Genomic DNA, 25,461 nt, shown 5'->3' with positions numbered 1-25,461 from the left:
CACTAGATCGCGTGTTTGTGATCATGGTGACGGACGGGGTGATGGATGCGCTTCCGGCAGGAGAGCAGGAGGCTTTGATGTGCGGTTTTATCCGGGAGGCACAGATCGTGAACCCGAAGGAGCTGGCGCATCATATCCTGGGAAGGGTGCTGGAGTGGTCCGGAGAGCTCCCGCTGGATGATATGACGGTTCTGGCAGCCGGAATATGGAGGAAGTAGCGGGAAGCGGCAGACGGCAGGAGAACTTGCAATTCCCGGTATTTTTTTATATAGTAAAAAGAGATGACAGCGCAGAGAAAGACATGCGGGAAGTCGGGAAGGTGCTGGCCCTATGTATGACAGAATGAAGGCATATGTGCAGGAGCATCACATGCTGGAAAAACAGGATAAGGTGATCGCAGGCGTATCGGGAGGACCGGATTCCGTATGCCTTCTTCTTATGCTTTTGAAATTAAAAGAAGAATGGGAACTCTCGCTTCTGGCGGTTCACGTTCATCACGGGATCCGGGGTAAGGCTGCGGATGAGGACGAGGCTTTTGTCAGGGAACTTTGCCGGAAATGGAAGGTGGAGCTTCGGGTGTTCCGTGAAGATGTGCCAGGCTATGCGCGTCTGCACAGACTGTCTCTGGAAGAAGCGGGCCGGGAGGTGCGGCGCCAGTGCTTTGCCATGGCAGGAGAGGAGTGGAAGGACGCCCGGATCGCTCTTGCCCATCACCAGGATGACCAGGCGGAAACCTTGCTTTTGAATCTTTGCAGAGGTTGTCAGATCCGGGGGCTTCGCGGAATCTTGCCCAGAGAAGGAAGATATATCCGGCCGCTGCTTTTATTTCGCAAGCAGGAGATTGAATCATATCTGAAAAAACGGGAATTCTCTTATTGTACCGATGAAACCAATCTGGAGGAAGCGTACGCCAGAAATAAGATCCGCAGAAGGGTGATCCCCTATCTGGAAGAAGAGATCAACAGTCAGGCTGTCCGGCATATGGCCAGGACGATGGAGGAAATGCAGAAATTGTCGGAGTATCTTGGATGGGAGGCGGAACGTTTTCTGGCAGGATGCAGCCGGTGGGAAAAAGACGGGCTTGTGATTCTGGAAGAGGCATTTCAGAAGATCCCGGAGGCGCTGCAGTCCTATGTGCTGATGGAGGCGCTCTGCCTTGCAGAGGGGCGGAGGAAGGATGTGGAGACTGCCCACATCCGTCTCCTGGAGGAACTGATGGGAAAGCAGACCGGCAAAAGACTGGATCTGCCGGGAGAGCTAAAGGCAGAGAGGCGCTACGAAGGTATTTTTTTGTCCCGGCAGCGCCGGACGGAGGCCGGGAAGGAGAGGGCAGACGAAGCGCCTGCTTTTCGCAGCCGGGTCTTTGAACGGAAAAAGGAAGGGATAAGTTTTCCAGTTACCCCCTACACGAAGTGGTTTGACTATGATATAATTAAGAGTACTGTTAAATTCAGGCATCGGGAACCGGGCGATTATCTGACCATCGACCGGCAGGGGAATACACAGAAGCTAAAACAGTATTTTATCAATGAAAAAATCCCCCGGGAGGAAAGGGAACGGATCTGGCTTGCAGCCGACGGACCGGAGATCCTGTGGGTCGTGGGATACCGGCAGAATCAAAGATATCAGATTACAGACAGGACAACGCGTATCCTGGAAATAGAATATTACGGAGGAGAAAAAGATGGCGGAAAAGATCAAAGTGTTGGTTCCGGAAGATGAAGTGGCAAAGAGGATTGAAGAGATCGGGAAAAAGATCAGTGAGGATTACGCGGGCAGACAGGTGCATCTGATCTGTGTGCTGAAGGGCGGCGTATTTTTTATGTGCGAGCTGGCAAAGAGGATCAGTGTGCCTGTTTCCATGGATTTTATGAGTGTAAGCAGCTACGGGGACGGAACGTCCTCCAGCGGAGTTGTGCGGATCGTCAAGGATCTGGATGAGCCGCTGGAAGGCAAAGACGTTCTGGTGGTGGAAGATATCATCGATTCCGGCAGGACCTTGTTTTATCTGCTGGAGATCCTGAAGAAGAGACATCCGGCCAGCATGCGGATCTGTACCCTTCTTGATAAGCCGGACCGGAGGGTGCGGGATGTGGAAGTGGACTATGTCGGATTTGAGATCCCCGATGAATTTGTTGTGGGGTATGGGCTGGATTATGCTCAGAAGTACAGAAATCTGCCTTATATCGGTGTGGTGGAGTTTGAAGATTAGAAAGGGGCCTGCAAAACATTGAATAATAAGAAAACGAGAGGATTTGGGGGCGTTACGCTGCTTGTCATTGCCATGGGTATGTTTGTGGCGCTCTGGTATACAAGCCGTTTTGAAGAAAGAGACAGGGAACTTAGCTGGGAGCAGTTTCAGGATCTGGTAGAAAGCGAGGATGTGGCGGATGTAACGGTGCGGCAGAATAAGAGCGTGCCCACCGGAAGAGTGGAGATTGAGCTGAAAGAAGAAGACGCACAGGGAGACCTGGTTAAGTACTATTATGTTTCGGATGTGAATGAGATCCAGCAGTATCTGAAGGAGCACAAGATCGATTACGAGATGCCGGACGTTCCGCAGGATAACTGGCTTGCGACCACGCTTTTGCCCACGCTTCTGATGCTGGGCGGCGTATTTTTGATCTTTGCGCTGATGAATCGTCAGAGCGGCGGAGCAGGAGCCAAGGCGATGAGTTTTGGCAAGAGCCGTGCCCGGATGAGTACAGACAGCGACCGGAAGATCACATTTGCGGAGGTTGCCGGGCTTCAGGAAGAAAAGGAAGAGCTGGAGGAGATCGTAGATTTCTTAAAAGCGCCGAAAAAATATATTCAGGTGGGCGCCCGTATTCCAAAGGGAGTACTTCTGGTGGGACCGCCGGGAACCGGAAAGACCCTGCTTGCAAAAGCGGTGGCAGGAGAGGCAGGCGTGCCGTTTTTTACAATTTCCGGTTCGGATTTTGTAGAAATGTTTGTCGGTGTGGGAGCTTCCAGAGTCCGGGATCTGTTTGACGAGGCAAAGCGTCATGCGCCCTGTATTATTTTTATTGATGAGATCGATGCGGTCGCAAGACGACGGGGAACCGGTATGGGCGGCGGCCATGACGAGCGGGAGCAGACACTGAACCAGCTGCTGGTGGAGATGGACGGCTTTGGCGTCAATGAAGGCATCATTGTGATGGCGGCAACCAACCGGGTGGATATCCTGGATCCGGCCATCTTAAGACCGGGGCGTTTCGACCGGAAGGTGATGGTCGGGCGTCCGGATGTGCAGGGCCGGGAGGAGATCCTCCGGGTACATGCCAAAGGAAAACCCTTAAGCGAAGAGGTGGATTTAAAGCAGATCGCACAGACTACCGCCGGATTTACAGGCGCAGATCTTGAGAACCTTCTGAATGAGGCGGCGATCCTGGCGGCCAAGGAGAACCGGGTATTTTTAAGACAGGAAGATATCCGGAAGGCGTTTGTGAAGGTGGGGATCGGCGCGGAGAAGAAGAGCCGCGTAATCTCGGAGAAAGAGAAGCGGATCACTGCTTTTCATGAGGCGGGACACGCCATTCTCTTCCATGTACTGCCGGATGTGGGACCGGTATACAGTGTGTCTATCATACCTACTGGCGGAGCCGGCGGGTATACGATGCCTTTGCCGGAAAATGACGATATGTTTAATACCAGAGGTAAGATGCTTCAGGATATTACGGTTGCTCTGGGCGGCCGTGTGGCGGAAGAAGAGGTTCTGGATGATATTACCACCGGAGCGTCCCAGGATATCAAACAGGCCACCAGCCTTGCAAAAGCCATGGTGACCCGGTTTGGCATGTCAGAGACGGTAGGCCTTATCAACTATGACGACGACAGCGACGAGGTGTTTATCGGCCGCGACCTGGCGCATGCGTCCAGGCGCTATGGAGAGCATGTGGCAACAACGATCGACAGTGAGGTAAAAAGAATCATTGACGAGTGTTATGAAAAGGCCAGAAGCATCATCCGGGAATATGACAGTGTGCTTCATGCCTGTGCAGATCTTTTGCTGGAAAAGGAGAAGATTTCCAGGGAAGAGTTTGAAGCATTATTTGAAGAAAAGCCTGTAGATGAAGAAGGAACGGGCATCAGTTAGAGAGGCGGAATGCTATATGAATCAGGCGGCATTATTTTGTGACGGGACGGAGAGTTATGTGATCCCCGCAGAGCCGGAGATAAACAGCAGGGTAACTTTTCGGTTTCGGACTGCAGAGAATGATTCGGTACGTGTTTTTCTGGTGGGAAAAGACGGCGCTTCTGAGATGGAAAAGGAATGTACAGAGCGGGGATTTGATTTTTATGCGATCCGCCGGGACGTGGGTGAGGAGCCTTTCCGGTATTATTTTATGATACAGGATCAGGATGAGGTTTGTTATTATAACCGCTGCGGCGTTTCTCTGGAGATTGAGGAGTATTATGATTTTGAGGTTGTGCCTGGATTTTCCACGCCTGACTGGGCGAAAGGCGCAGTGATGTATCAGATTTACACGGACCGGTTTTACAACGGGGATCCGTTCAATGATGTGGAAACCAGGGAATATTATTATATCGGCGGTTACAGCAGCCGTGTGACGGACTGGATGAAATATCCGGAGACGATGGGCGTCCGGGAGTTTTATGGCGGAGATCTTCAGGGGGTGATCGACAAGCTGGATTATCTGCAGGAACTTGGGGTAGAAGTGTTGTACTTTAATCCGTTGTTTGTTTCTCCCTCGAATCACAAGTATGATATTCAGGATTATGACTATATTGATCCGCATTTCGGGGTGATTGTCCGGGATGGCGGAGATCTCCTGCCGGAAGGCATAACGGATAACAGCCAGGCCACCAGATATCAGAAGCGGGTTGCAGATCTGAAGAATCTGGAGGCCAGCAACCAGTTGTTTATCCGGCTGGTGGAAGAATTGCACAGGCGGGGAATGAAGATCATTCTGGACGGGGTGTTTAATCACTGTGGTTCCTTTAATAAATGGATGGACCGGGAGCGGATCTATGAAGGCAGGGAAGAGTATTTCCCCGGGGCCTATATCTCCAAAGACAGTCCGTACCGCAGTTATTTTCGGTTTTTTAAGGAAGATGACAGTGACTGGCCCTATAACAAAGATTACGACGGCTGGTGGGGGCACGACACTCTGCCTAAGCTAAATTACGAAGAATCACAAAAGCTGGAAAACTATATTCTTTCCATTGGAAAGAAATGGGTTTCTCCGCCTTATAATGTGGACGGATGGAGACTGGATGTGGCTGCAGATCTCGGGCGCAGCAGTGAATATAATCACCAGTTTTGGAAAAAGTTCCGGACAGTGGTAAAAAAAGCCAATCCCAATGCTTTGATCCTGGCGGAGCACTATGGGGATCCAAGCCCGTGGCTTCGGGGAGATGAGTGGGATTCGGTGATGAACTATGACGCATTTATGGAGCCGGTAACCTGGTTCCTGACCGGGATGGAGAAGCACAGTGATGAGGTTCGGGGAGAATTGTTCGGAAATGCGGATAATTTTGTCAGTTCCATGTCCCATCATATGTCCAATATGCTGACGCCGTCCCTGCAGGTGGCTATGAATGAATTGTCCAATCATGATCATTCCAGATTCCTGACACGGACCAATCACATGGTGGGAAGGGTAGACACCCTTGGGCACAAGGCGGCGGAAGAGTATGTGAATCTTGCGGTCATGCGGGAAGCAGTTGTTATGCAGATGACCTGGGTGGGCGCGCCCACGATCTATTATGGAGATGAAGCGGGCCTGTGCGGATTTACCGATCCGGACAACCGCAGAACCTATCCCTGGGGACATGAAGATCAGGAACTGATTGCATTTCACAGGGAGATGGTGCGGATCCACAAAGAATACCGCTCTCTTCGGACCGGTTCCCTGCAGATGCTCTTTTGGGATGAGAATCTTTTGTCTTATGGAAGATTCCGAAAAGGAGAACAGATCATCGTTATCATCAATAACAGAGATGAACTGACAGAGGTGACCGTGCCCGCCTGGAGGGCAGAAGTGCCTGTAAAAGGCCGGATGGAGCGGCTGATGTATTCTTACCATGAAGGGTACACAACCGAATTTGAAGAATATCTGATCCGTGACGGAGAAGTAGTGGTAAATATGGGCGCACATTCAGCGCTGGTATTGATCGCCGTGCGGGAAGACTAATTTGGGACGTAGACCTTTTGCAAAGGTCTACGTCCCAAATTGCGTTTTACCCTGTACCTTTTTGCATTTTGCCCTGTACCCGATTATTTTGTCAGGACTTCGACGCCTGTGTCGGTGATCAGGACCATATATTCGATCTGTGCGGACAGGCCGCCGTCTTCGGTGTAGACAGTCCAGCCGTTGTCTTCGTCAATGAAGAATTCGGGGCCGCCTTCGTTGATCATGGGTTCTATGGTGAACATCATGCCTGGGACCAGTACCATTTCTGTGCCTTTGGGAGTGACATAACTTACAAAAGGATCTTCATGAAACTCCAGGCCGATGCCATGGCCGCCGATGTCTTCTACGACGGAATAGCCGTTTTTCCTTGCGTGAGAGTTGATAGCCCAGGCAATATCGCCTAAATGTCCCCAGGGTTTTGCGGCTTTCAGTCCGCGCTCTACACATTCTTTTGTGACGTCTACCAGTTTTCTGGCCCGGGGAGATACTTCTCCGATCAGAAACATACGGGAAGCGTCAGAATAATAGCCGTCCAGAATGGTGGAAACATCTACGTTGACAATATCTCCCTCCTGAAGGATCTCGTTTTCATCAGGGATCCCGTGACAGATCACATCGTTGACGGAAGTGCAGACGCTTTTTGGGAATCCTTCGTAATTCAGAGGGGCGGGAATGCCGCCGTGGCTTACGGTGAAATCATAGACCAGCTGGTCGATCCTGGCAGTACTCATGCCTGGACGGATGTGGGTGGCCACATGATCCAGTACGGCGGTATTCAGCGCCGCGCTTTTTTTGATGGCCCGGATCTGCTCATCGGTCTTTAGAAGAGAGCGGTCCGGAACGATCTGGCCTCTGGCGGCCAGGGACCATAGTTTTATATCCAGATTATCCACTTGACTACCTGCTTTCTTAAAATAATGTTTTTACTTTGCGCTGTTTCTAGTATAACACATTTGTCAACTTCGGGAATTCCCCATTGTACCCTTTCCCAAAATAGGGTATAATTTTCATAATGCAGAAGTATGCACTGCAGTCAGAAGACACAGGAAATGCTTTGAAATAGTCAAAAGTAGACAAGACAAAGATCAGAAAGGAGTGGGCGTATGTTAAGAATCGGAATGCTTACAAGCGGAGGCGATTGCCAGGCGCTGAACGCGGCAATGCGCGGAGTTGTAAAGGGAATCTGTGCAAAGAGAGATGATGTAGAGATCTATGGGTTTCAGGAAGGATACAAGGGGTTGATTTATTCTAATTTTAAAATGCTGACTTCCAGAGACTTCTCCGGGATCCTGACTGTGGGAGGGACCATTCTGGGTACTTCCAGGCAGCCGTTTAAGCTGATGAGGGTGCCGGATGAGAACGGGCTGGACAAGGTAGAGGCCATGAAGCACACTTACCATAAACTCAATCTGGACTGTCTGGTGATCCTGGGCGGCAACGGAACCCATAAAACAGCGAATATGTTAAGGGAAGAAGGGCTGAACATCATCACCCTTCCAAAGACCATTGACAACGATCTGTGGGGAACAGATATGACATTTGGCTTTCAGAGCGCAGTGGATATCGCTACGGATACCATTGACAAGATCCATACTACCGCCACATCCCACAGCCGGGTATTTATTATTGAAGTCATGGGGCATAAAGTAGGCTGGGTGACGCTGCATGCCGGCATCGCCGGAGGCGCGGATATCATCCTTCTGCCGGAGATCCCCTACGATACGGACGTGGTCGTAGACGCGATCAATAAGAGAAAAGCCGCAGGCAAGCGCTTCACCATTATTGCGGTTGCCGAGGGGGCTATTTCCAAAAAGGATGCGAAGTTGTCCAAAAAAGAATTGAAAGAAAAGCAGGAAAAGAAAAATTATCCTTCCGTAGCGTATGAAGTGGCAGAGCGGATCCAGAAGCGCACCGATCAGGAGGTGCGGATCACGGTGCCGGGCCATATGCAAAGAGGCGGATCTCCCTGTCCTTACGACAGAGTTCTTTCTACCCGTCTGGGCGCTGCTGCGGCAGAAGCAATCCTTGACGGAGACTTCGGCAAAATGATGGGTCTGAAAAACGGCAGCATCGTAAGAGTACCGCTGGCAGAAGTTGCAGGAAAGCTTAAGTATGTGGATCCGGATTCTGACATTATCAAAGAAGCCAGAATGACAGGGATCAGTTTTGGAGACAAGCAAAGCAATAAATAAATGACAAAAGAAATAAAAATGGAAGCAGACAGGAAGTGTAAGACATGTCATATATGGCGTTATACCGGAAGTTTCGTCCCGGTGAATTTGACGATGTAAAGGGTCAGGACGCGATCGTCACAACTCTGAAAAATCAGATATCCGCCGGGAGGATCGGTCACGCGTATCTGTTTTGCGGGACCAGAGGCACCGGGAAGACTACGGTGGCCAAGATCTTTGCAAAAGCGGTAAACTGCGAGCATCCCATAGACGGAAGCCCCTGCGGGGAATGTGCCATGTGCCGGTCCATTGCCGCAGGAAATTCCATGAATGTGATCGAGATTGACGCAGCCTCCAACAACGGTGTGGACAACATCCGGGAAATCCGCGAAGAAGTAGCCTATCGGCCGGCAGAAGGCAGGTACAAGGTCTACATCATCGACGAGGTTCATATGCTGTCCATCGGAGCTTTTAACGCGCTTTTGAAGACGCTTGAGGAACCGCCGGAATATGTGATCTTTATTCTGGCAACCACAGAGGCCAACAAGATCCCAGTGACCATTTTAAGCCGGTGCCAGAGGTATGATTTTAAGAGGATTTCGATCGACACGATCGCCGCAAGACTGCGGGAGCTGATCGATAGGGAAGGCTGGGAAGTAGAAGAAAAAGCGGTGCGCTATATTGCCAGGGCAGCGGACGGCTCTATGCGCGACGGGCTAAGTCTTCTGGATCAGTGCGCGGCTTTTTATATCGGACAGCGGCTCACCTATGATCATGTGCTGGAGATCCTGGGAGCAGTGGACACGGATGTGTTCAGCCGTCTGCTGCGGGAAATCATAGCTATGGACGTATCCCGGGTGGTTGAAACGGTAGACGAGCTGGTAATGGGAGGCAGGGAGCTGTCACAGCTTGCGGCGGATTTTACCTGGTATCTTAGGAATCTTCTTCTGGTAAAATGTTCGGATGACATGGAGGATGTGCTGGACGTATCCACGGAGAATCTTGAGCAGCTGAAAGAAGAGGCGCAGATGATCGGGACAGAGACGCTGATCCGGTATATCCGGGTGTTTTCGGATCTTACAAACCAGCTCCGCTATTCCACCCAGAAGCGGGTTCTTCTGGAGGTGACGCTGATACGGCTGTGCCGGCCTGCCATGGAACAGACCAGAGACGCCCTGGAAGACAGGGTCCGTTTTCTGGAAAAACAGCTGGAAGACGGAGTTGTGTCAGGGGGCGCGGGAGCTGCAAGATCCGGACTGGCAGAAGAAACAGCGGATGAAGAAAAGACCGGGAAGGAAGAGACGACGCGCCAGCTTCCCAAAGCGCTGAACGCGGACATTCAGGCGGTGGCCCGGGACTTCCGAAGTATTCTGGGAGACGCTTCGCCTATGCTCCGCACCTATCTGAAAAAGGCAAGACTTAGCGCCGGCGATGGAAATACACTTCTGATCGTTGCGCCGGACGATTTAAGCGGCGGGGTGCTGGGAAGTCCGGAACACAAGGAAGAGATCCGCAGACTGATCGAAGAAAAGATCGGCAGACAGGTAGAGGTGGAAGTCCGCGCGCTGGAGAGCGGCGGAAGGTTTGAGGACAGCTTTGTGGATATTGAGAAGCTGATCCACATGGAACTTACAATAGAAGATTAGATCCAATGTCAGAATATAAAAATCAGTAAAAGCAGGAGGACTGGAAACATGGCAAAAAGAGGAGGATTCCCTGGCGGAGGTATGCCGGGAAATATGGCAAATCTGATGAAGCAGGCACAGAAAATGCAGCGTCAGATGGAAGAACAGGCAAAAGAAATGGAAACAAAAGAATTTACAGCGACTGCCGGAGGCGGCGCTGTAGAGATTACCATGACTGGAAACAAAAAAGTGAGCAAGATCAAACTGGATGAAGAAGTGGTGGATCCTGATGACGTGGAAATGCTGGAAGATCTGCTGGTTGCAGCCATGAACGAGGTGCTGGAAAAGGTAGATGAGGCCTCTGCTGCCGCCATGTCCAGATTTACCGGCGGAATGGGCGGCGGCATTCCGGGCCTGTTCTAGAAGGAGCGGCCGGTATGGATTATTACAGCAGTCAGATCAGCAAGTTAATCGAAGAGTTGTCCTGCCTTCCGGGTATTGGCGCAAAATCAGCGGCAAGGCTGGCGTTTCACCTGATCCATATGCCTGCGGAGGATGTAAAGCGGCTGGCAGATACGATGGTCAGCGCCCGGGAAAACGTCAGGTACTGCAAAGAGTGCTGTACGCTGACAGATCAGGAACTCTGCCCCATCTGCAGCAGCAGCTCCCGGGATCACAAGACCATTATGGTTGTGGAAAACACCCGGGATCTGGCGGCTTATGAGAAGACCGGGAAATACAATGGCGTTTATCATGTGCTTCATGGCGCCATCTCTCCGATGCTCGGGATCGGCCCGGAAGATATCCGGCTGAAAGAGCTGATCACCCGGCTGGAAGGAGAGGTAGACGAGGTGATCATCGCGACCAACTCCAGTCTGGAGGGAGAGACCACAGCCATGTATATCAGCAAGCTGATCAAGCCTACAGGGATCAAAGTCAGCCGGATCGCCAGCGGCGTGCCGGTGGGCGGCGATCTGGAATACATTGATGAGGTAACGCTTCTTCGGGCGCTGGAGGGAAGGACCGAATTATAGAAAATTGATATAAAAATAGGAAACGGCGGTATTGACCGGAGAAAACGGAATGGTCTATAATCGAAGTATCGGACAAACCGTTAAAAATTAGGAGGAAGAGAAGATGAAATTTTTTATCGACACAGCAAAAGTAGAAGACATTAAAAAAGCAAACGACATGGGTGTGATCTGCGGCGTGACAACCAATCCGTCCCTGATCGCAAAAGAGGGAAGAGTCTTTGAAGAAGTGATCGCAGAGATCGCGTCTATTGTTGACGGACCTATCAGCGGAGAAGTAAAGGCAACAACTACGGACGCAGAAGGAATGATCGCAGAAGGAAGAGAGATCGCAAAGATCCACAAAAATATGGTGGTAAAGATTCCGATGACGGTCGAAGGGCTCAAAGCTGTGAAGGTGCTTTCCTCCGAAGGGATCAAGACGAACGTGACCCTGATCTTTACTGCAAATCAGGCGCTTCTGGCAGCAAGAGCGGGCGCTACTTATGTGTCTCCGTTCCTGGGCCGTCTGGACGACATTTCCGTAAGAGGGACCGATCTGATCGCAGAGATTTCTGAGATCTTTAAGATCGCCGGCATTCAGACAGAGATCATCGCGGCCAGCATCCGTCATCCGATGCATGTGACCGACTGCGCGCTGGCAGGAGCAGACATCGCAACCGTTCCATACGCAGTGATCGAGAAAATGACACATCATCCTCTGACGGACGCAGGGATTGAGAAGTTCCAGGCAGACTACAAAGCAGTATTCGGAGAGTAAGCATCCGCAGAAAATCAGGAGGACATCATGGAAAATATTGAATTAATGAAAACAGCCAACGAGATCCGGAAAGGGGTGATCGAGGCGGTGCACAGCGCCAAATCCGGACATCCCGGCGGATCTTTGTCAGCGGCAGATCTTTATACATATCTCTATTTTGAGGAGATGAACATTGACCCGGCAGATCCGAAGAAGGCAGACAGAGACCGCTTTGTCCTGTCCAAAGGACACACGGCTCCGGGATATTATTCCACACTGGCGCACAGAGGATTCTTCCCGGTGGAAGATTTAAAGACCCTTCGCAAGACAGGTTCTTATCTGCAGGGACATCCGGATATGAAGCATATCCCGGGCGTGGATATGTCCAGCGGTTCTCTGGGCCAGGGAATCTCTGCGGCAGTGGGAATGGCGCTTGCGGCAAAACTCTCCGGAGACAGCTACCGGGTATATACGCTTCTGGGAGACGGAGAGATCCAGGAAGGACAGGTGTGGGAGGCATCCATGCTGGCCGCACACAGAAAACTGGACAATCTGGTCGTGATCGTGGATAATAACAACCTGCAGATCGACGGGGCTATCTCCGATGTAAACTCCCCGTATCCGATTGATAAGAAGTTTGAAGCTTTTAATTTTCATGTGATCAATATCGATGGGCATGACTTTGACGCCATCCGCGCAGCCTTTCAGGAAGCAAGGGAGACGAAAGGATGTCCGACGGCGATCATCGCAAAGACCATCAAAGGAAAAGGTGTATCTTTCATGGAAAATCAGGCTTCCTGGCATGGTGCGGCTCCAAATGACGAGCAGTACGCAGTTGCTATGGCAGATTTAGAGAAAGTAGGTGAAGCATTATGTCAGAAGTAAAGAAGATCGCGACCAGAGAAAGCTATGGCAATGCTTTGGTGGAATTAGGAAAAGAGCACGAGGATCTGGTGGTTCTTGACGCAGACCTGGCTGCTGCGACCAAGACGGGAACCTTTAAAAAAGCATTTCCGGAACGGCATATTGACTGCGGAATCGCAGAGAGCAATATGATGGGTGTGGCAGCAGGCCTTGCGGCAGCAGGAAAGGTGCCTTTTGCCAGCTCCTTTGCCATGTTTGCGGCAGGGCGTGCCTTTGAGCAGGTACGAAACTCCATCGGCTATCCGCATCTGAATGTAAAGATTGGCGCGACTCATGCCAGTATCTCAGTAGGCGAGGACGGCGCGACCCACCAGTGTAACGAGGATCTGGCCCTGATGCGGACCATTCCCGGCATGGTAGTGATCAATCCTTCTGATGATATTGAAGCGAAGGCTGCCGTCAAAGCGGCTTATGAACATGTGGGACCGGTGTATTTAAGATTTGGCCGGGCGGCTGTGCCGGTGATAAATGATAATCCTGATTACAAGTTTGAGATTGGCAGATCCATTACCTTAAGAGAAGGAACGGATGTGACTATTATTGCGGCAGGGCTTCCGGTATCCGAGTCCCTGGCAGCGGCCGAGAAGCTTGAGGCGGACGGCATCAGCGTGCAGGTGATCAATATGCACACCATCAAACCGCTGGACGAGGAAGCGGTCATCCGGGCAGCAGAGACCACCGGCAAGATCGTGACTGTGGAAGAACATTCCGTTATCGGCGGCCTGGGAAGCGCAGTCTGTGACGTGGTAGCGCAGAAAGCGCCGGCAAAGGTACTGAAGATTGGCATTAACGATGTGTTCGGCGAGTCCGGACCGGCGGCAGAGCTGATCAGAAAGTACGGCCTGGATGCAGACAGCATCTGTGAGAAAGTGAAAAGTTTTGTATAGAAGATCCGCATAAGATCATACCACCCCTCTTCCTCCGGCATCAGGGCCGGACGGGAGAGGGGTTTTTGGTTGTGGATCTGCTATTTCTCGACCTTCGTCTTGCCGTGTTCTAAGAAGCTGCGTCGAAGGCTTGGGGCATCTGCCGGAAACTTCTCATGCGGAGTTTCACTAATTGGCAAAAAACGCAAAATCCATATGCTATCATAACCCAAAATACAAAAAACGAGGTGAGAGTATATGGAAAGACAACTTCCAAAAAATGTCAGGCAGATTGGCAATGTCAGTGACGAACCAAAGATTTATGTAGAGGATTATGTGGATACCTATATCAACCAGCTCAGGGAAAAAGCAAAGGATGAGCCCGTAGGATTCGCCCTGGCCGGACAGATCTTCCAGGTGGAAGAAACGCCGGTGGTATACATAGAAGGGGCCTTCCGCCTGCAGGAAGTCAGAGTGGAAGCAAAAGAAATCGGCGTCAGAGAAGAGACTGTCCGGCAGATGGAAGAAGACAGAAAAACGTATTTCCCGGAGTCGGATATTGTGGGCTGGGGGCTTGTGGAGGATGCAAAACCTATGGGGCGTATCCGGGAAGCAGGCAGAGTCCACAACCGGTATTTTTCTAAAGATCATTCTGTATTTATATGGAAGGATTCTCTGGACGGCGAGGAGATGTTCTATGCTTTTAAGTATGGGGAACTGATGCAGATGGGAGGACACTATATTTTCTATGAGAAAAATCCCGCTATGCAGAATTATATGATCACTACCCGAAAAAAGATCGGCGTTTCTCCCAGTGAAGTGGTTGAGGATCGAGCTGCAAAGGATTTTCGCAGTACCGTAAGAGAGCGGATGGAAAAAAGAAACGATCGTCTAAGCTCCCGCATGGTATATCTTACCAGTACGCTATTGGTGGTAGTGGTTCTGGTGATCGGAGCCCTGGCCATGAACAGTTATGATAAGATGGCGGCTGTACAAAGTTCTCTGGAATCTTTATCCAGGTCGGTAGGAGGGACAGGCGTCGGCGGAGAGGATATAGAAGAAACCGAAGACGGGGCGGTGGTGACAGCCGCCGCCCGTGGGCAGGAGGCAGACGGGTCCGGCGGGGGTGACGGATCTGTGGACAGTGGCGGGGATGCTGCGGCTGCCGGCGCAGATTCGGGACCGGAGATCCCACAGGGAGATGACGCAGGAGAAACAGGCCTTACAGAAGATGATTATTATGTAGTGCAAAAGGGAGATACCCTGGATACCATCAGCAGGAAGGTGTATGGAAACTCCTCACAGGCAGAGGCGATCTGCAAAATGAACGGACTGTCGGACGGCAATCTGATTTACATCGGTCAAAAATTGTTACTCCCATAAACAGGAAATTATGGTACAATATATAAGATGCAAATGAAAATCAGCAAAGGGTGAATCGATGATACACTGGAAAAAGAAGAAATTACAGGTGGTGGAGGATCAGGATCCCACTGAAAAGATTATAGATCGCATAATCCGCGAATTGCGAAAAGAGGATCAGACAGAGCTCGGTGAAGAACAGCAGCCGGAGATGAAAAAACGCAGTTCCTGGAAAAAAGGAGTCCTTGCGGCGGGAATCATCCTGGCTCTGTGTATTGGCGTTTACCTGCTCATCAGCCTTCAGACTTATACCGGCATCAGGACCATTGACACCTATCCGGTAACAGGAGCGGCAGGAAGCGATTATGTACAGTTTGCCAAAGGGGTTCTTAAGTACAGCAGGGACGGGATTGCCTATCTTGACTATCAGGGAAAGGAACAGTGGAACCATCCCTACCAGATTCAGAATCCTGTCGTGGATGTCAACGGCGAGTCTGCGGCGGTGGCGGATAAAGGGGGGAACGCCATCCTGGTATTTGACGAGGAGGGACTCCGGGGAGAAACGGAGACAAATCTGCCGGTGGAAAAGATCCGGGTGTCCCGGCAGGGCATCGTCAGTGTGATCTTAAATGATGAGAGTTCGTCACATATCCTCTGTTATGACGCGGCAGGCAACCTTCTGGCAGAACTGAAAAGTTCCATGAACGGGACAGGCTATCCTCTGGACACTGCGCTTTCCCCGGACGGGGAGACGCTGCAGGTCCTGTACCTGTATGTGGAGGACGCAATGGTGAAGTCCAGAACAGCTTACTATAATTTCGGAGAAGCAGGGGAAGAAAAAGCAGATCACCGGATCTATCAGAAAGAATATGATAATACCGTAATGGCGGAAGGTTTTTTTATGAGTGCTTCCGTGTCTGCCGCGGTGGGGGATCATCTGCTTACGATCTACCGGGGAAGTTCAAACCCGGAAGAACAGGTAAGCGTTGAGATTAAGAAAGAAATCAAAAGTGTGTTCCATAATGAGAACTATATCGGCATGATCCTGAAAAACGAAGGCAAAGAAGGCTATGAATTGAGGCTTTATAATGCGAGAGGACAGGTGGCCATGTCTGAAAATTTCTCCGGAGACTACAGCCACGCGAAACTCTGTGGAAGTCAGGTCATTTTGTATGATGGAAAAAAATGCAGTATTTTTGGCCGCGGCGGTATCCGGAAATTTGACGGGGAGATGAATAGCAAGATCAAAGAAATCTTTCCGGTTGCAGGAGTCAATAAGTACATTGTGATAAACGAGAATGGGTTGGAAGAGATCCGTCTTGTAAAATAAGGAGAATTTATGAATTGGTTATCAATGACAGTAGGAGCGGTGTTTCTCATATGCCTGATCGTCGGTTTTATGCGGGGGGCGGTTAAGATCATCGTTTCCCTTGCTGCTACGCTGGCAACCCTGGTGATCGTATATTTTGCCACGCCTTATGTGGCAGACGCCCTGGAAACCTATACGCCCCTGGATGATATGATCCGAAGCCAGGTGGTCTCCACCATGGCAGAGGGAGCTTCGGCAAGCTTTGGCGGTGAAGAAGAGAAGATGGATGCGGACAGCGTCCGCCGGGTTCTTGGCGCGGCCGGGGTGTCGGAAGAAAAGCTGAAGGAGTACGGGATTACCATTGAGGACATTGTAAATGGAGAAGTTACCAGCCAGGATCTGGCTGAACTTGGGATCTCCAGAGATGTGCTGGACGGCCTGACCGGAGAAGAGGGGACGCCGATGGAAGAGATTATCGCAGGTGCGGATGTGCCAAGGGACCTGCAGATCTCAGCCATCGAGGGCGCAGATCTGCCGGAAATATTCAAAAATCTTTTGATGGAAAACAACAACAGCGAGATGTACCGCCAGCTGGGAGCAGAGACCTTTGTGCAGTATGCCGGAGATTTTCTGGCGGGGCTTGCGCTGAATGTGGCCGCATTTTTGTGTACATTTATCCTGATCACGATTCTTGTACGGGCCATCGTATTTGCGCTGGATATTGTGTCCAATCTGCCTGTTTTAGGCGCGCTGAACCGGCTGGCCGGAGGCGTGATCGGCCTTAGCGGCGCGCTGATCATTGTGTGGACCGCTTTTGTGGTGATCACCCTTCTTTATGTGACCAGTTTTGGAAAAGAACTTTATACCATGATAGAAACAGACAACTTTTTGAGTGTTCTGTATCAATACAATCCGATCATGAGTCTGGCGACCATGTTCCGATAGACACCTGTAAATGTGAAGACACAGTAAGGAGGAAGAAGAAAATGCCATTACTGAATGAAAACTACCAGAATCTGGAAGAAAGCTATCTGTTTGCGGAGATCGCAAGACGGGTCAGCAAATATGAAGAAGCCCATCCGGATCAGAAGATCATCCGGCTGGGGATCGGAGACGTGACAAAGCCTCTGACAAAGAAAGTGATCGAGGCGCTCCACAAAGCAGTGGAGGAACAGGCGGTTCCCGAAACTTTCCGGGGATACGGGCCGGAGAAAGGATATGATTTCCTGCGGAACGCCATTTCTGCATATTATAAGAAAAATGGAGCGGACGTAGATCCGGATACCATCTTCATTTCCGACGGCGCAAAAAGTGATACCGGCAACATCACGGATCTGTTTGGCAAAGACAATGTAGTACTGGTGCCGGATCCGGTTTATCCGGTTTATGTAGACACCAATCTCATGGACGGCCGTAAGATCGTCTATATGAACGGCACAGCAGAAAATGATTTCCTGCCCATGCCGGATCCGTCGGTGAAGGCAGACCTGATCTATCTGTGCTCGCCCAATAACCCTACAGGAGCCTGCTACAGCAAAGAGCAGCTGGAAAAGTGGGTGGCGTATGCAAAAGAAATGCAGGCAGTGATCCTGTTTGACGCGGCTTATGAAGCTTTCGTGTCAGATCCGGCGCTTCCCAGGAGTATCTTTGAGATCGAAGGTGCAAAAGAATGTGCGATCGAATTCTGCTCTTTATCGAAAACAGCAGGATTTACCGGAACCAGGTGTTCTTACACCGTGATTCCCAAAGAACTGGTCTTTCCGGCATCTAACGGGACAGAACTTTCCCTGCATGCCATGTGGAACCGGAGACATTCCACCAAATTTAACGGGACGCCGTATATCGTGCAGCGTGCGGCGGAGGCAGTCTTCACAGAAGAAGGAATGGCGGAGTGCATGGAAAACATCGAATACTACCGGCAGAATGCAAAGATCATTGCCGATGTGCTGAGAAAGAAAAACATTCCCTTTACCGGAGGCGTGAACTCTCCCTATATCTGGTTTGAGTGCCCCAAAGGCATGGAATCCTGGGAGTTCTTTGATTATCTTTTGACCCATGCCCAGGTGGTGGGAACACCGGGAGCAGGGTTTGGCGAGAACGGCAAGAATTATTTCCGCCTGACGGCATTCGGACAGCACGAGAGTACGGCGGAGGCCATGCGGCGGTTTGAGGAGTTGTTTTAGACAGGACGGTTATCAGAAAAAACAGACAGGAACCATGAAAGAGACATCCGATGAAGGGTGTCTTTTTTCTTGTCAAAAAGAGGACGCCTTAACACGTTCTTAACGAAACCTTTTAAAAAGTATGGTAGAAGCAGAAGAGCCTGATCCGTAAAATGTGAATGTATGATTTGTTGAGACCTGTTGAAAATGAGAGAAGACGACACTAAGGGAGGAGAAATACTGTGTCAGAGATTGTATTAAGAAATGTATGCAAAGAGTATGAAAAAGGTAACTTTGCAGTGAAAGATTTTAGTCTGGACATTCACGACCAGGAATTCATTATTTTTGTCGGCCCTTCCGGATGCGGAAAATCGACGACTCTTCGAATGATCGCCGGATTGGAGGATATCAGCGACGGAGAACTGTGGATCGACGATCAGTTATGTAATTATTTCGATCCAAAAGACAGAGGGCTGTCCATGGTGTTCCAGAATTATGCGTTATATCCCAATATGACGGTGTATGGAAATCTGGCGTTCGCCTTGAAAGTTCGAAAAGCTTCCAAGAGTGAGATTGATGAGAAAGTGCATAAAGTTGCAAGAATTCTTGAGATTGAGCATCTGCTGGACAGAAAGCCGGCAGCTCTGTCCGGCGGACAAAAACAAAGAGTTGCGATCGGAAGCGCCATTATCCGCAGACCCAAGGCATTTTTGATGGACGAACCGCTTTCCAATCTGGATGCCAAGCTTCGTGCACAGATGCGGATCGAACTTGCAAAATTACATAAAGAACTTGAGACTACGATCATTTATGTAACCCATGATCAGACAGAGGCTATGACGCTGGGAACCAGGATTGTAGTAATGAAAGATGGTGTGGTACAGCAGGTGGAAACTCCGGTAGAACTGTACAATCATCCGGTAAATTTATTTGTGGCAGGGTTTATCGGTTCTCCGTCCATGAATTTCTTCCAGGCTCATGTCACAGAGGAAAATGGCAGGATGGTCGTTTTTATTGGAAATCCGAAAGATGGAAAGAAAATTTACCTGGAAGGAAGAAGAAGCGAGCTTGCCAGACTCAGAGCCATGGACCAGGATGTGACTCTGGGAATCCGGCCGGAAGATATCCATGAGTACGCGGACGCCGCAGAACTTGGCATCGAAAAAGCCACCGTTGGAATGAACGTAACGGTTACGGCAAGAGAAATGTTGGGAGCGGAAGTATTCCTTTATTTTGACGAGCAGAAGAAAACCCATGCGGTACGCCTTCATCCGAAGAACCAGACGATGACCGGAGAAAAGATCGATCTTTACTTTGATCCAAAGAAAATCCATCTGTTTGATCAAAATACCGAAGAAAGCATATTTTACAGAGAGGAGACGGTGTAATGAACGCAGTGAAAAAAAGTAAATGGAATGCATCCCCATACTTTTATCTAGTGCCATGTATGCTGGTATTTGCAGTTTTCCTTTTTTATCCCTTTTTTAAAACTATATTTCTGAGTCTGTTTCTGACAGACAAGATGGGACAGGCAAAAGTATTTGTAGGAATGCAGAACTATATTGATCTGTTGACGAGCGAATCTTTCCGCAACAGTCTGAAAGTGACCCTGATCTTTGTAGTGATCGTTGTGGTTGGCGGAATGCTTTTGGGCCTGATCGCCGCAGTGCTTTGTAATAAAGCGTTTCCAGGGATCCGCTTTTTCAGTACCTCTTATGCACTGCCAATGGCAATTGCCTCCAGTTCTGCAGCTATGATTTTTGAGATCATGCTGCATCCTACAGTAGGTATCGTCAATAAGCTGCTGGGGTTGGATATTAACTGGCTGAACAATCCGGATACGGCGTTGTATTGCGTAGCGATCCTGACGGCCTGGCTGAACAGTGGAATTAACTTTCTGTATTTTTCAGCCGGACTTGGAAATATTGACGAAACCATCTATGAGAGAGCGTCTGTGGACGGAGCGGGAAGTATTCAGAAATTTTTCAGTCTGACCCTGCCGGGTCTTTCGCCGATCATGTTTTATACGCTGGTCGTAAATATTATCCAGGCATTCCAGTCTTTCGGACAGATCAAGATCCTGACAGAAGGAGGACCGGATGAGGCGACGAATGTTATCGTGTACTCGATCTACCGTGACGCCTTTTTCAACTATCGGTTCGGAAGCGCGGCAGCTCAGTCCGTGATCCTGTTTATTATCGTTATGTTGATTACTCTTGTGATGTTCCGTATTGAGAAGAAAGGAGTAAGTTATTAATGAGCCAGACAGATACCATGGCTGCAGGCAGCCAGAGAATCATCAGCAGAGAAGAACTTCTGCAATTAAAGAAAGAGATGAATGCCAGGGCGCTTACCAGAAGAAGGGTGAGGACAGGAACCCTCCTTGTTGCCAATATTATTATGGCGGTTGTGATCCTGCTTCCACTGTTATATGCGATCAGTATCGCATTCATGCCTTCGGGAGAACTGTTTACTACAGATCTGAACCTGTTCCCGAAAAATCCGACGATCCAGAATTTTGTAGATGCATTTACAAATGTACCGCTGCTTAAATTTATCTTGAACTCATTTATTATGGCGGGATGCATCACGATCGGGCAGATCATCACCTGTTCTCTTGCGGCATTTGCGTTTTCTTTCCTGGAATTTAAGGGAAAAGGGCTCCTTTTCATGGTGGTAATGGCTACGATGATGGTTCCGGGAGAAGCGACTATCATTTCCAACTATCTGACAGTTGGAAATCTGGGAATGCTGGATACTTATCCGGTATTGATCATACCATACCTGACGTCAGCAATGGGAATCTTCCTGTTCCGTCAGTTTTATATGACATTTCCGATATCCTTATATGAATCAGCAAAGCTGGACGGATGCGGAAACTTGAGATTCATCGTGAAAATCCTGATCCCGCTGACAAAATCGGCGATCGGAGCCATGGCAGTATACACCTTTATCAATGCATGGAATATGTATATGTGGCCTCTGCTCGTTACAGGATCCAATGACATGAGAACCGTTCAGATCGGTATCAGTATGTTGAACAGTGTGGATTCTCAGTCCATCACGATGATGATCGCAGGTGTGGTAATGATTATCATCCCGTCAATATCAATCTTTATTGTGGGACAGAAACAGCTGATCCGGGGTATGTTCTCCGGCGCGGTAAAAGGTTAAAGTTTATTCAGGAAAAAGGAGAAAAACATGAAGAAAAGAATTGTTTCAGTATTATTGACAACAGCACTGACTGCCAGTCTGCTTGCAGGCTGCGGCGGAAAAAGCCTTGAGGACCAGAGCGGTGCTCAGGAGGGAGGAGACGCTGCAGCTGCAGAAGCTGTGGAGATGGCTGCCGCAGAAGACGTGGACGGTACAGAGATTACTTTCTGGCACTCCATGGGAGGAGTAAACGGCGAGGCGATCGATGAACTGGTAAGCCGTTTCAATGAAGAAAATGAATATGGGATCACGGTTGTATCAGAATTCCAGGGTGAATATGACGACGCGCTGAATAAATTAAAGAGCGCACAGATCGGCAATATGGGTGCAGATCTGGTACAGGTATATGAGATCGGGACCAGATTTATGATCGATTCCGGCTGGATCGTTCCTATGCAGCAGATGATTGACGAGGACGGTTATGATCTGTCTCAGATCGAGCCGAACCTTGCGGCATATTATACCATTGATGATCAGCTTTACTCCATGCCGTTTAATTCTTCTACACCGCTGATGTACTATAATAAAGATATGTTTGACAAAGCGGGTATTACAGAGGTTCCCACCAGCCTGGAAGGGATCGAGGCCATTGGAGACCAGCTGTTAAATGAAGGCGGAGCCGGAGAAGTTATGTCTCTGTCTATCTACGGATGGTTCTTTGAACAGTTCCTTGGAAAGCAGGGTCTGGATTATGCAAATAACGGAAACGGAAGAGAAGAGGCTGCAACAGCAGTAGCTTTTGACGAGAATGGCGGAGCAAAGAATATTCTGGATGCGTGGAAGTCTCTGAACGATAAAGGATATGCGCCGATCGTAGGTAAGGGCGGAGATGCCGGACTGGCAGATTTCTCCTCTGGAAAATCAGCGATCACACTTGGATCTACCGCTTCTCTGAAGCAGATCCTTCAGGATGTAAATGGAAAATTTGAAGTGGGAACTGCATATTTCCCGTCTGTGAAAGATAGTGACGAGGGCGGCGTTTCCATTGGAGGAGCTTCTCTGTGGGCATTAAACAACCAGGATTCTAAGAAATTGAGAGCAACCTGGGAATTTGTAAAATTCCTGGTATCTCCGGAATCACAGGCATACTGGAACGCTCAGACCGGATACTTCCCGGTAACGGTAGCGGCTCAGGAAGAGCAGGTATTTAAAGATAATATCGCACAGTATCCACAGTTCCAGACTGCTATCGATCAGCTGCATGATTCTTCACCGGAATATGTGGGCGCGCTTCTGAGTGTATTTTCTGAGGCAAGAGCAACGGTAGAATCCGAGATCGAGAGTATGCTTAACGGAAACGAGACTTCAGATGAGGCAGTTGCCAATATGGCAGAAACTATTAACAGTTCTATCGAAGAATACAGTCTGGTAAATGAATAAAAGATATTGTAGGATATCTTTAGACATAAGAATAAAAATCGGGGGAGCCGCCGCAATAAAATGTGGCGGCACTCTTTGCATAATAGGGAATCAGGAGGAAAAGGAAACACGATGACGAAAGTATTTGCGCACAGGGGAGCCAGCGGTTATGTGCCGGAGAATACACTTCCTGCTTTTGCACTGGCAGAAGAGCAGGGGGCTGACGGTGTGGAACTGGACGTGCAGCTGACCCGGGACGGACAGGTGGTTGTGATCCATGATGAAAAGATCGATCGTACTTCGGATGGAGAAGGGTTTGTCAGAGATTATACATTAGAAGAGTTGAAAGCATTTTCCTTTCATGCACAGATGGAGGAGTACAGGGGGGTAAAGATCCCGACGCTGGAAGAAGTGCTTAAGACTCTGAAACCGGGAAAGATGCAGGTGAATATTGAATTGAAAACCGGGATTTTCTGGTATCCGGAGATTGAGAAAAAGACGATCGATATTGTCCGCCGGATGGGAATGGAGAACCAGGTGATCTATTCTTCTTTTAATCATTATAGTATACAGGAGATTCTAAAGCTAAATCCCCTGGCAGAGACGGCTTATCTGTTCAGCGATGTGATACTTCATATGGAAGATTACGGGAAGAAGACCGGGGTACAGGGACTGCATCCGGCGGTTTATCATCTGTATATGCCGGAACTTCTTGAGGATTACAAAAAAAGCGGGTTAAAGATCCGGGTATGGACGGTAAATCGGAAAGAAGATATGAAGAAATTTATAGAAAATGATCTGGAAGCTGTGATCACCAATTATCCGGACCTGGCGCTGGAAGTCAGAAAGCAGGTGGAAGATGTCCGGAGATAAAAGACTGATGAAAAAGCGGCTGTTTCTTCTGGATATTGACGGAACCGTATGTATCGGGCAGCGGCTGATCGGAGGCACCAGAAAATTTCTGGAAGCCATTCGGGATCTGGGGGGACAGTTTGTATTTATAACCAATAATTCCACCCGCAGTATTGATGATTATATCCTTTCTTTTCAGAAACTGGGGATTATGACAGATCATACGAATTTTATTACGGCCTCTTTTGCAACTGTGCAATATCTGAAGAAACATTATGATGGGAAATTAATCTATGTATTGGGCACAAAGTCGTTTCTCCGCGAGTTGAAGAAAAACCATATCCGCGTAACGATAGACTGCATGGATCCGGACATTGCCTGTGTTCTGGTGTCTTATGATAATCAGCTGAACTATGAAAAACTGGAGGATACCTGCAGGATCTTAAGTACGCGGGAAGTGGATTATCTGGCTACCAATCAGGATTATGTCTGTCCGATAGAGTTCGGATATGTACCGGACTGCGGAGCAATTTGCGAAATGATTGGACATGCGGTGAAAAAAGCGCCAAAATACATGGGTAAACCGGGAACGGCTATGGTGGAGTATGCGTTAAAGCTGAATCATTTCTCACGGGAAGAGACATTGATCGTAGGAGACCGTTTGTATACGGATATTCTGTGCGGGCATAAATCCGGTGTTGATACGGCTCTGGTGCTGACCGGAGAGGCTACCAGGGAAGAGGGGGAAGCCTGCGAGTATGGCCCGGATTATATTTTTTCATCCGTGGAGGAGCTATACCAGGAATGGAGCGGGGAAATGCCGCTGCCAACGGGTAGCGCGGATATGTAATCTAAAAATTTCCGCATGGCCGGGGCCGGGTTATCGGCATCAGACCAGGCAACGCCCAGCGTCCGGGTATAATGGGCGTCAAAGGGACGCACGCACACCCGGAACGGAGCCTGTTCCAGAAGGAGGCGGGGCAGGATGGTGACACCAAAGCCCTGCTCTACCATTTTTAATGTGGCAAAGTCTTCGTTGAGCTGATATTGGACTTTGGGAGAAATGTGGCTGCTTTTAAATATTTTTCCGGTCTCATAGTCCAGACCATCGGAAGATAAGATAAAGTTTTCTTCCCGGATATCTTCCAGGGAGACGGAAATCTTTTCGGACAGTGGATGGCCGACAGGAAGGACCAGCATCAGTTCATCTGTGCCAAGAGGAATAAATGGCAGATCGGGAACAGAATACCGGGAAACGAAGATACAGTCCAGCTGGCCGGACTGTATCTTTTCTTTTAGTCCGCTGAATCCGTCCACCGTAAGTTCAAACCGGATGCCTGGGTATCGTTCGGAGAAGGTCTTCAGGATATCCGGCAGCCAGTGATAGGAAATGCTCTGGATGGTGCCGATGCGGATATAACCTTTTTCCAGGTGGTTAAGCCCTTCGGCGATGCGGGCGATCCGGGCTTCCTCCTGGCAGATGAGCCGAAGAGAGGCTGCAATCTCGTCTGTGCCCGGCAGAAGTTCCATTCCCTGCTTAGATCTCCGGAAGAGCCGGACGCCCAGATCTTTTTCAAATTTCCGGATAGTCTGACTGACCGCAGACTGGGTATAATTTAACAGATCTGCAGCCCGGGATATATTTTTGACTTCACAGACAGTCAGGATGACTTTGTATTTGCTCATATGT

Annotated in this window: 24 protein-coding genes; 22 read left to right on the top strand and 2 right to left on the bottom strand. The window is 49.5% G+C overall.

The genetic code is table 11. The annotated features are described in order from the left end of the window. The 5 genes from ABGT54_RS04665 to ABGT54_RS04645 form a co-directional block, all read left to right on the top strand. Positions 1–218, top strand: a 218-nt coding sequence (locus tag ABGT54_RS04665) for a SpoIIE family protein phosphatase (protein ID WP_346663046.1), incomplete at its 5' end; no start/stop codon positions are given. A 112-nt stretch (positions 219–330) separates the two neighbouring features. Continuing rightward, complete coding sequence (gene tilS, locus ABGT54_RS04660) at positions 331–1,722, top strand: tRNA lysidine(34) synthetase TilS (RefSeq protein WP_346663045.1); 1,392 nt, start codon at positions 331–333, stop codon at positions 1,720–1,722. Next, a complete protein-coding gene (gene hpt / locus ABGT54_RS04655; RefSeq protein ID WP_346663044.1) occupies positions 1,685–2,212 on the top strand; it encodes a hypoxanthine phosphoribosyltransferase in 528 nt (175 codons plus the stop codon). Before tilS ends, hpt begins: the two co-directional genes overlap by 38 nt. Before the next feature lie 18 nt (positions 2,213–2,230). After that, on the top strand, positions 2,231–4,096 hold the full coding sequence (ftsH, locus tag ABGT54_RS04650; protein WP_346663043.1) for an ATP-dependent zinc metalloprotease FtsH: 1,866 nt from the start codon (positions 2,231–2,233) through the stop codon (positions 4,094–4,096). A gap of 16 nt (positions 4,097–4,112) precedes the next feature. Continuing rightward, the gene (locus ABGT54_RS04645; protein WP_346663042.1) at positions 4,113–6,158 is read left to right on the top strand and encodes a glycoside hydrolase family 13 protein; all 2,046 of its coding nucleotides are present in this window, start codon (positions 4,113–4,115) and stop codon (positions 6,156–6,158) included. An 83-nt stretch (positions 6,159–6,241) separates the two neighbouring features. Here the strand turns inward: ABGT54_RS04645 and map are convergent, their stop codons facing one another. Next, positions 6,242–7,051: a type I methionyl aminopeptidase gene (map, locus tag ABGT54_RS04640; RefSeq protein WP_346663041.1), complete on the bottom strand. Its 810-nt coding sequence runs from the start codon at positions 7,049–7,051 to the stop codon at positions 6,242–6,244. Positions 7,052–7,261: 210 nt separating this feature from the next. Between map and ABGT54_RS04635 the strand changes: the two genes are divergently transcribed. From ABGT54_RS04635 to ABGT54_RS04555, 17 genes are all read left to right on the top strand, one after another. Then, positions 7,262–8,350 (top strand): ATP-dependent 6-phosphofructokinase, encoded by a 1,089-nt coding sequence (locus tag ABGT54_RS04635; protein WP_346663040.1) that lies wholly within the window; start codon positions 7,262–7,264, stop codon positions 8,348–8,350. A gap of 44 nt (positions 8,351–8,394) precedes the next feature. Then, positions 8,395–9,975 carry a DNA polymerase III subunit gamma/tau gene (dnaX, locus tag ABGT54_RS04630; protein WP_346663039.1) on the top strand — a complete coding sequence of 527 codons (1,581 nt, stop codon included), beginning with the start codon at positions 8,395–8,397 and terminating at the stop codon, positions 9,973–9,975. 48 nt (positions 9,976–10,023) lie between these two features. Beyond that, a complete protein-coding gene (locus ABGT54_RS04625; protein WP_346663038.1) occupies positions 10,024–10,377 on the top strand; it encodes a YbaB/EbfC family nucleoid-associated protein in 354 nt (117 codons plus the stop codon). Between the two features lie 14 nt (positions 10,378–10,391). After that, positions 10,392–10,988 (top strand): recombination mediator RecR, encoded by a 597-nt coding sequence (recR, locus tag ABGT54_RS04620; protein WP_346663037.1) that lies wholly within the window; start codon positions 10,392–10,394, stop codon positions 10,986–10,988. A gap of 103 nt (positions 10,989–11,091) precedes the next feature. Further along, positions 11,092–11,745: a fructose-6-phosphate aldolase gene (gene fsa / locus ABGT54_RS04615; RefSeq protein WP_204909319.1), complete on the top strand. Its 654-nt coding sequence runs from the start codon at positions 11,092–11,094 to the stop codon at positions 11,743–11,745. Between the two features lie 27 nt (positions 11,746–11,772). Beyond that, complete coding sequence (locus tag ABGT54_RS04610; RefSeq protein WP_346663036.1) at positions 11,773–12,609, top strand: transketolase; 837 nt, start codon at positions 11,773–11,775, stop codon at positions 12,607–12,609. Further along, positions 12,597–13,535, top strand: a complete 939-nt coding sequence (locus ABGT54_RS04605) for a transketolase family protein (protein WP_346663035.1) — start codon at positions 12,597–12,599, stop codon at positions 13,533–13,535. The genes ABGT54_RS04610 and ABGT54_RS04605 overlap by 13 nt, the downstream gene beginning before the upstream one ends. 237 nt (positions 13,536–13,772) lie before the next feature. Then, complete coding sequence (locus ABGT54_RS04600) at positions 13,773–14,897, top strand: LysM domain-containing protein (RefSeq protein WP_346663034.1); 1,125 nt, start codon at positions 13,773–13,775, stop codon at positions 14,895–14,897. 58 nt (positions 14,898–14,955) lie between these two features. Further along, positions 14,956–16,206 (top strand): DUF5711 family protein, encoded by a 1,251-nt coding sequence (locus tag ABGT54_RS04595; protein ID WP_346663033.1) that lies wholly within the window; start codon positions 14,956–14,958, stop codon positions 16,204–16,206. A 9-nt stretch (positions 16,207–16,215) separates the two neighbouring features. Further along, complete coding sequence (locus tag ABGT54_RS04590; protein ID WP_346663032.1) at positions 16,216–17,130, top strand: CvpA family protein; 915 nt, start codon at positions 16,216–16,218, stop codon at positions 17,128–17,130. 41 nt (positions 17,131–17,171) lie between these two features. After that, positions 17,172–18,368 (top strand): LL-diaminopimelate aminotransferase, encoded by a 1,197-nt coding sequence (locus ABGT54_RS04585; protein ID WP_346663031.1) that lies wholly within the window; start codon positions 17,172–17,174, stop codon positions 18,366–18,368. Between the two features lie 221 nt (positions 18,369–18,589). Continuing rightward, positions 18,590–19,735, top strand: a complete 1,146-nt coding sequence (ugpC, locus tag ABGT54_RS04580; RefSeq protein WP_204929676.1) for a sn-glycerol-3-phosphate ABC transporter ATP-binding protein UgpC — start codon at positions 18,590–18,592, stop codon at positions 19,733–19,735. Further along, a complete protein-coding gene (locus ABGT54_RS04575) occupies positions 19,735–20,604 on the top strand; it encodes a sugar ABC transporter permease (RefSeq protein ID WP_346663030.1) in 870 nt (289 codons plus the stop codon). Before ugpC ends, ABGT54_RS04575 begins: the two co-directional genes overlap by 1 nt. Then, positions 20,604–21,521: a carbohydrate ABC transporter permease gene (locus ABGT54_RS04570; protein WP_204909328.1), complete on the top strand. Its 918-nt coding sequence runs from the start codon at positions 20,604–20,606 to the stop codon at positions 21,519–21,521. Before ABGT54_RS04575 ends, ABGT54_RS04570 begins: the two co-directional genes overlap by 1 nt. Before the next feature lie 27 nt (positions 21,522–21,548). Further along, positions 21,549–22,940: an ABC transporter substrate-binding protein gene (locus ABGT54_RS04565; RefSeq protein ID WP_346663029.1), complete on the top strand. Its 1,392-nt coding sequence runs from the start codon at positions 21,549–21,551 to the stop codon at positions 22,938–22,940. Positions 22,941–23,051: 111 nt separating this feature from the next. Further along, positions 23,052–23,792 carry a glycerophosphodiester phosphodiesterase gene (locus tag ABGT54_RS04560; RefSeq protein WP_346663028.1) on the top strand — a complete coding sequence of 247 codons (741 nt, stop codon included), beginning with the start codon at positions 23,052–23,054 and terminating at the stop codon, positions 23,790–23,792. Further along, positions 23,779–24,621, top strand: coding sequence for an HAD-IIA family hydrolase (locus ABGT54_RS04555; protein ID WP_204909331.1), 843 nt, complete (start codon positions 23,779–23,781; stop codon positions 24,619–24,621). The genes ABGT54_RS04560 and ABGT54_RS04555 overlap by 14 nt, the downstream gene beginning before the upstream one ends. On the opposite strand, the gene ABGT54_RS04550 is transcribed toward ABGT54_RS04555, so the two are convergent. Continuing rightward, positions 24,540–25,457: a LysR family transcriptional regulator gene (locus tag ABGT54_RS04550; protein ID WP_346663027.1), complete on the bottom strand. Its 918-nt coding sequence runs from the start codon at positions 25,455–25,457 to the stop codon at positions 24,540–24,542. The genes ABGT54_RS04555 and ABGT54_RS04550 overlap by 82 nt on opposite strands. Positions 25,458–25,461: the final 4 nt, after the last annotated feature.

It is taken from the genome of uncultured Merdimonas sp. (assembly GCF_963929015.1).
Classification (GTDB): Bacteria; Bacillota; Clostridia; order Lachnospirales; family Lachnospiraceae; genus Merdimonas.
The sequence above is the reverse complement of the archived record's forward strand: the minus strand, read 5'-3'. Positions and strand labels throughout refer to the sequence as shown.

Excerpts from the sequence above, each read along its gene's own strand:
- tilS (WP_346663045.1), top strand. The coding sequence starts at position 331 with ATGTATGACAGAATGAAGGCATATGTGCAGGAGCATCACATGCTGGAA.
- hpt (WP_346663044.1), top strand. The coding sequence starts at position 1,685 with ATGGCGGAAAAGATCAAAGTGTTGGTTCCGGAAGATGAAGTGGCAAAG.
- ABGT54_RS04645 (WP_346663042.1), top strand. The coding sequence starts at position 4,113 with ATGAATCAGGCGGCATTATTTTGTGACGGGACGGAGAGTTATGTGATC.
- ABGT54_RS04635 (WP_346663040.1), top strand. The coding sequence starts at position 7,262 with ATGTTAAGAATCGGAATGCTTACAAGCGGAGGCGATTGCCAGGCGCTG.
- dnaX (WP_346663039.1), top strand. The coding sequence starts at position 8,395 with ATGTCATATATGGCGTTATACCGGAAGTTTCGTCCCGGTGAATTTGAC.
- ABGT54_RS04625 (WP_346663038.1), top strand. The coding sequence starts at position 10,024 with ATGGCAAAAAGAGGAGGATTCCCTGGCGGAGGTATGCCGGGAAATATG.
- recR (WP_346663037.1), top strand. The coding sequence starts at position 10,392 with ATGGATTATTACAGCAGTCAGATCAGCAAGTTAATCGAAGAGTTGTCC.
- fsa (WP_204909319.1), top strand. The coding sequence starts at position 11,092 with ATGAAATTTTTTATCGACACAGCAAAAGTAGAAGACATTAAAAAAGCA.
- ABGT54_RS04610 (WP_346663036.1), top strand. The coding sequence starts at position 11,773 with ATGGAAAATATTGAATTAATGAAAACAGCCAACGAGATCCGGAAAGGG.
- ABGT54_RS04605 (WP_346663035.1), top strand. The coding sequence starts at position 12,597 with ATGTCAGAAGTAAAGAAGATCGCGACCAGAGAAAGCTATGGCAATGCT.
- ABGT54_RS04600 (WP_346663034.1), top strand. The coding sequence starts at position 13,773 with ATGGAAAGACAACTTCCAAAAAATGTCAGGCAGATTGGCAATGTCAGT.
- ABGT54_RS04595 (WP_346663033.1), top strand. The coding sequence starts at position 14,956 with ATGATACACTGGAAAAAGAAGAAATTACAGGTGGTGGAGGATCAGGAT.
- ABGT54_RS04590 (WP_346663032.1), top strand. The coding sequence starts at position 16,216 with ATGAATTGGTTATCAATGACAGTAGGAGCGGTGTTTCTCATATGCCTG.
- ABGT54_RS04585 (WP_346663031.1), top strand. The coding sequence starts at position 17,172 with ATGCCATTACTGAATGAAAACTACCAGAATCTGGAAGAAAGCTATCTG.
- ABGT54_RS04575 (WP_346663030.1), top strand. The coding sequence starts at position 19,735 with ATGAACGCAGTGAAAAAAAGTAAATGGAATGCATCCCCATACTTTTAT.
- ABGT54_RS04570 (WP_204909328.1), top strand. The coding sequence starts at position 20,604 with ATGAGCCAGACAGATACCATGGCTGCAGGCAGCCAGAGAATCATCAGC.
- ABGT54_RS04565 (WP_346663029.1), top strand. The coding sequence starts at position 21,549 with ATGAAGAAAAGAATTGTTTCAGTATTATTGACAACAGCACTGACTGCC.
- ABGT54_RS04560 (WP_346663028.1), top strand. The coding sequence starts at position 23,052 with ATGACGAAAGTATTTGCGCACAGGGGAGCCAGCGGTTATGTGCCGGAG.
- ABGT54_RS04555 (WP_204909331.1), top strand. The coding sequence starts at position 23,779 with ATGTCCGGAGATAAAAGACTGATGAAAAAGCGGCTGTTTCTTCTGGAT.
- ABGT54_RS04550 (WP_346663027.1), bottom strand. The coding sequence starts at position 25,457 with ATGAGCAAATACAAAGTCATCCTGACTGTCTGTGAAGTCAAAAATATA.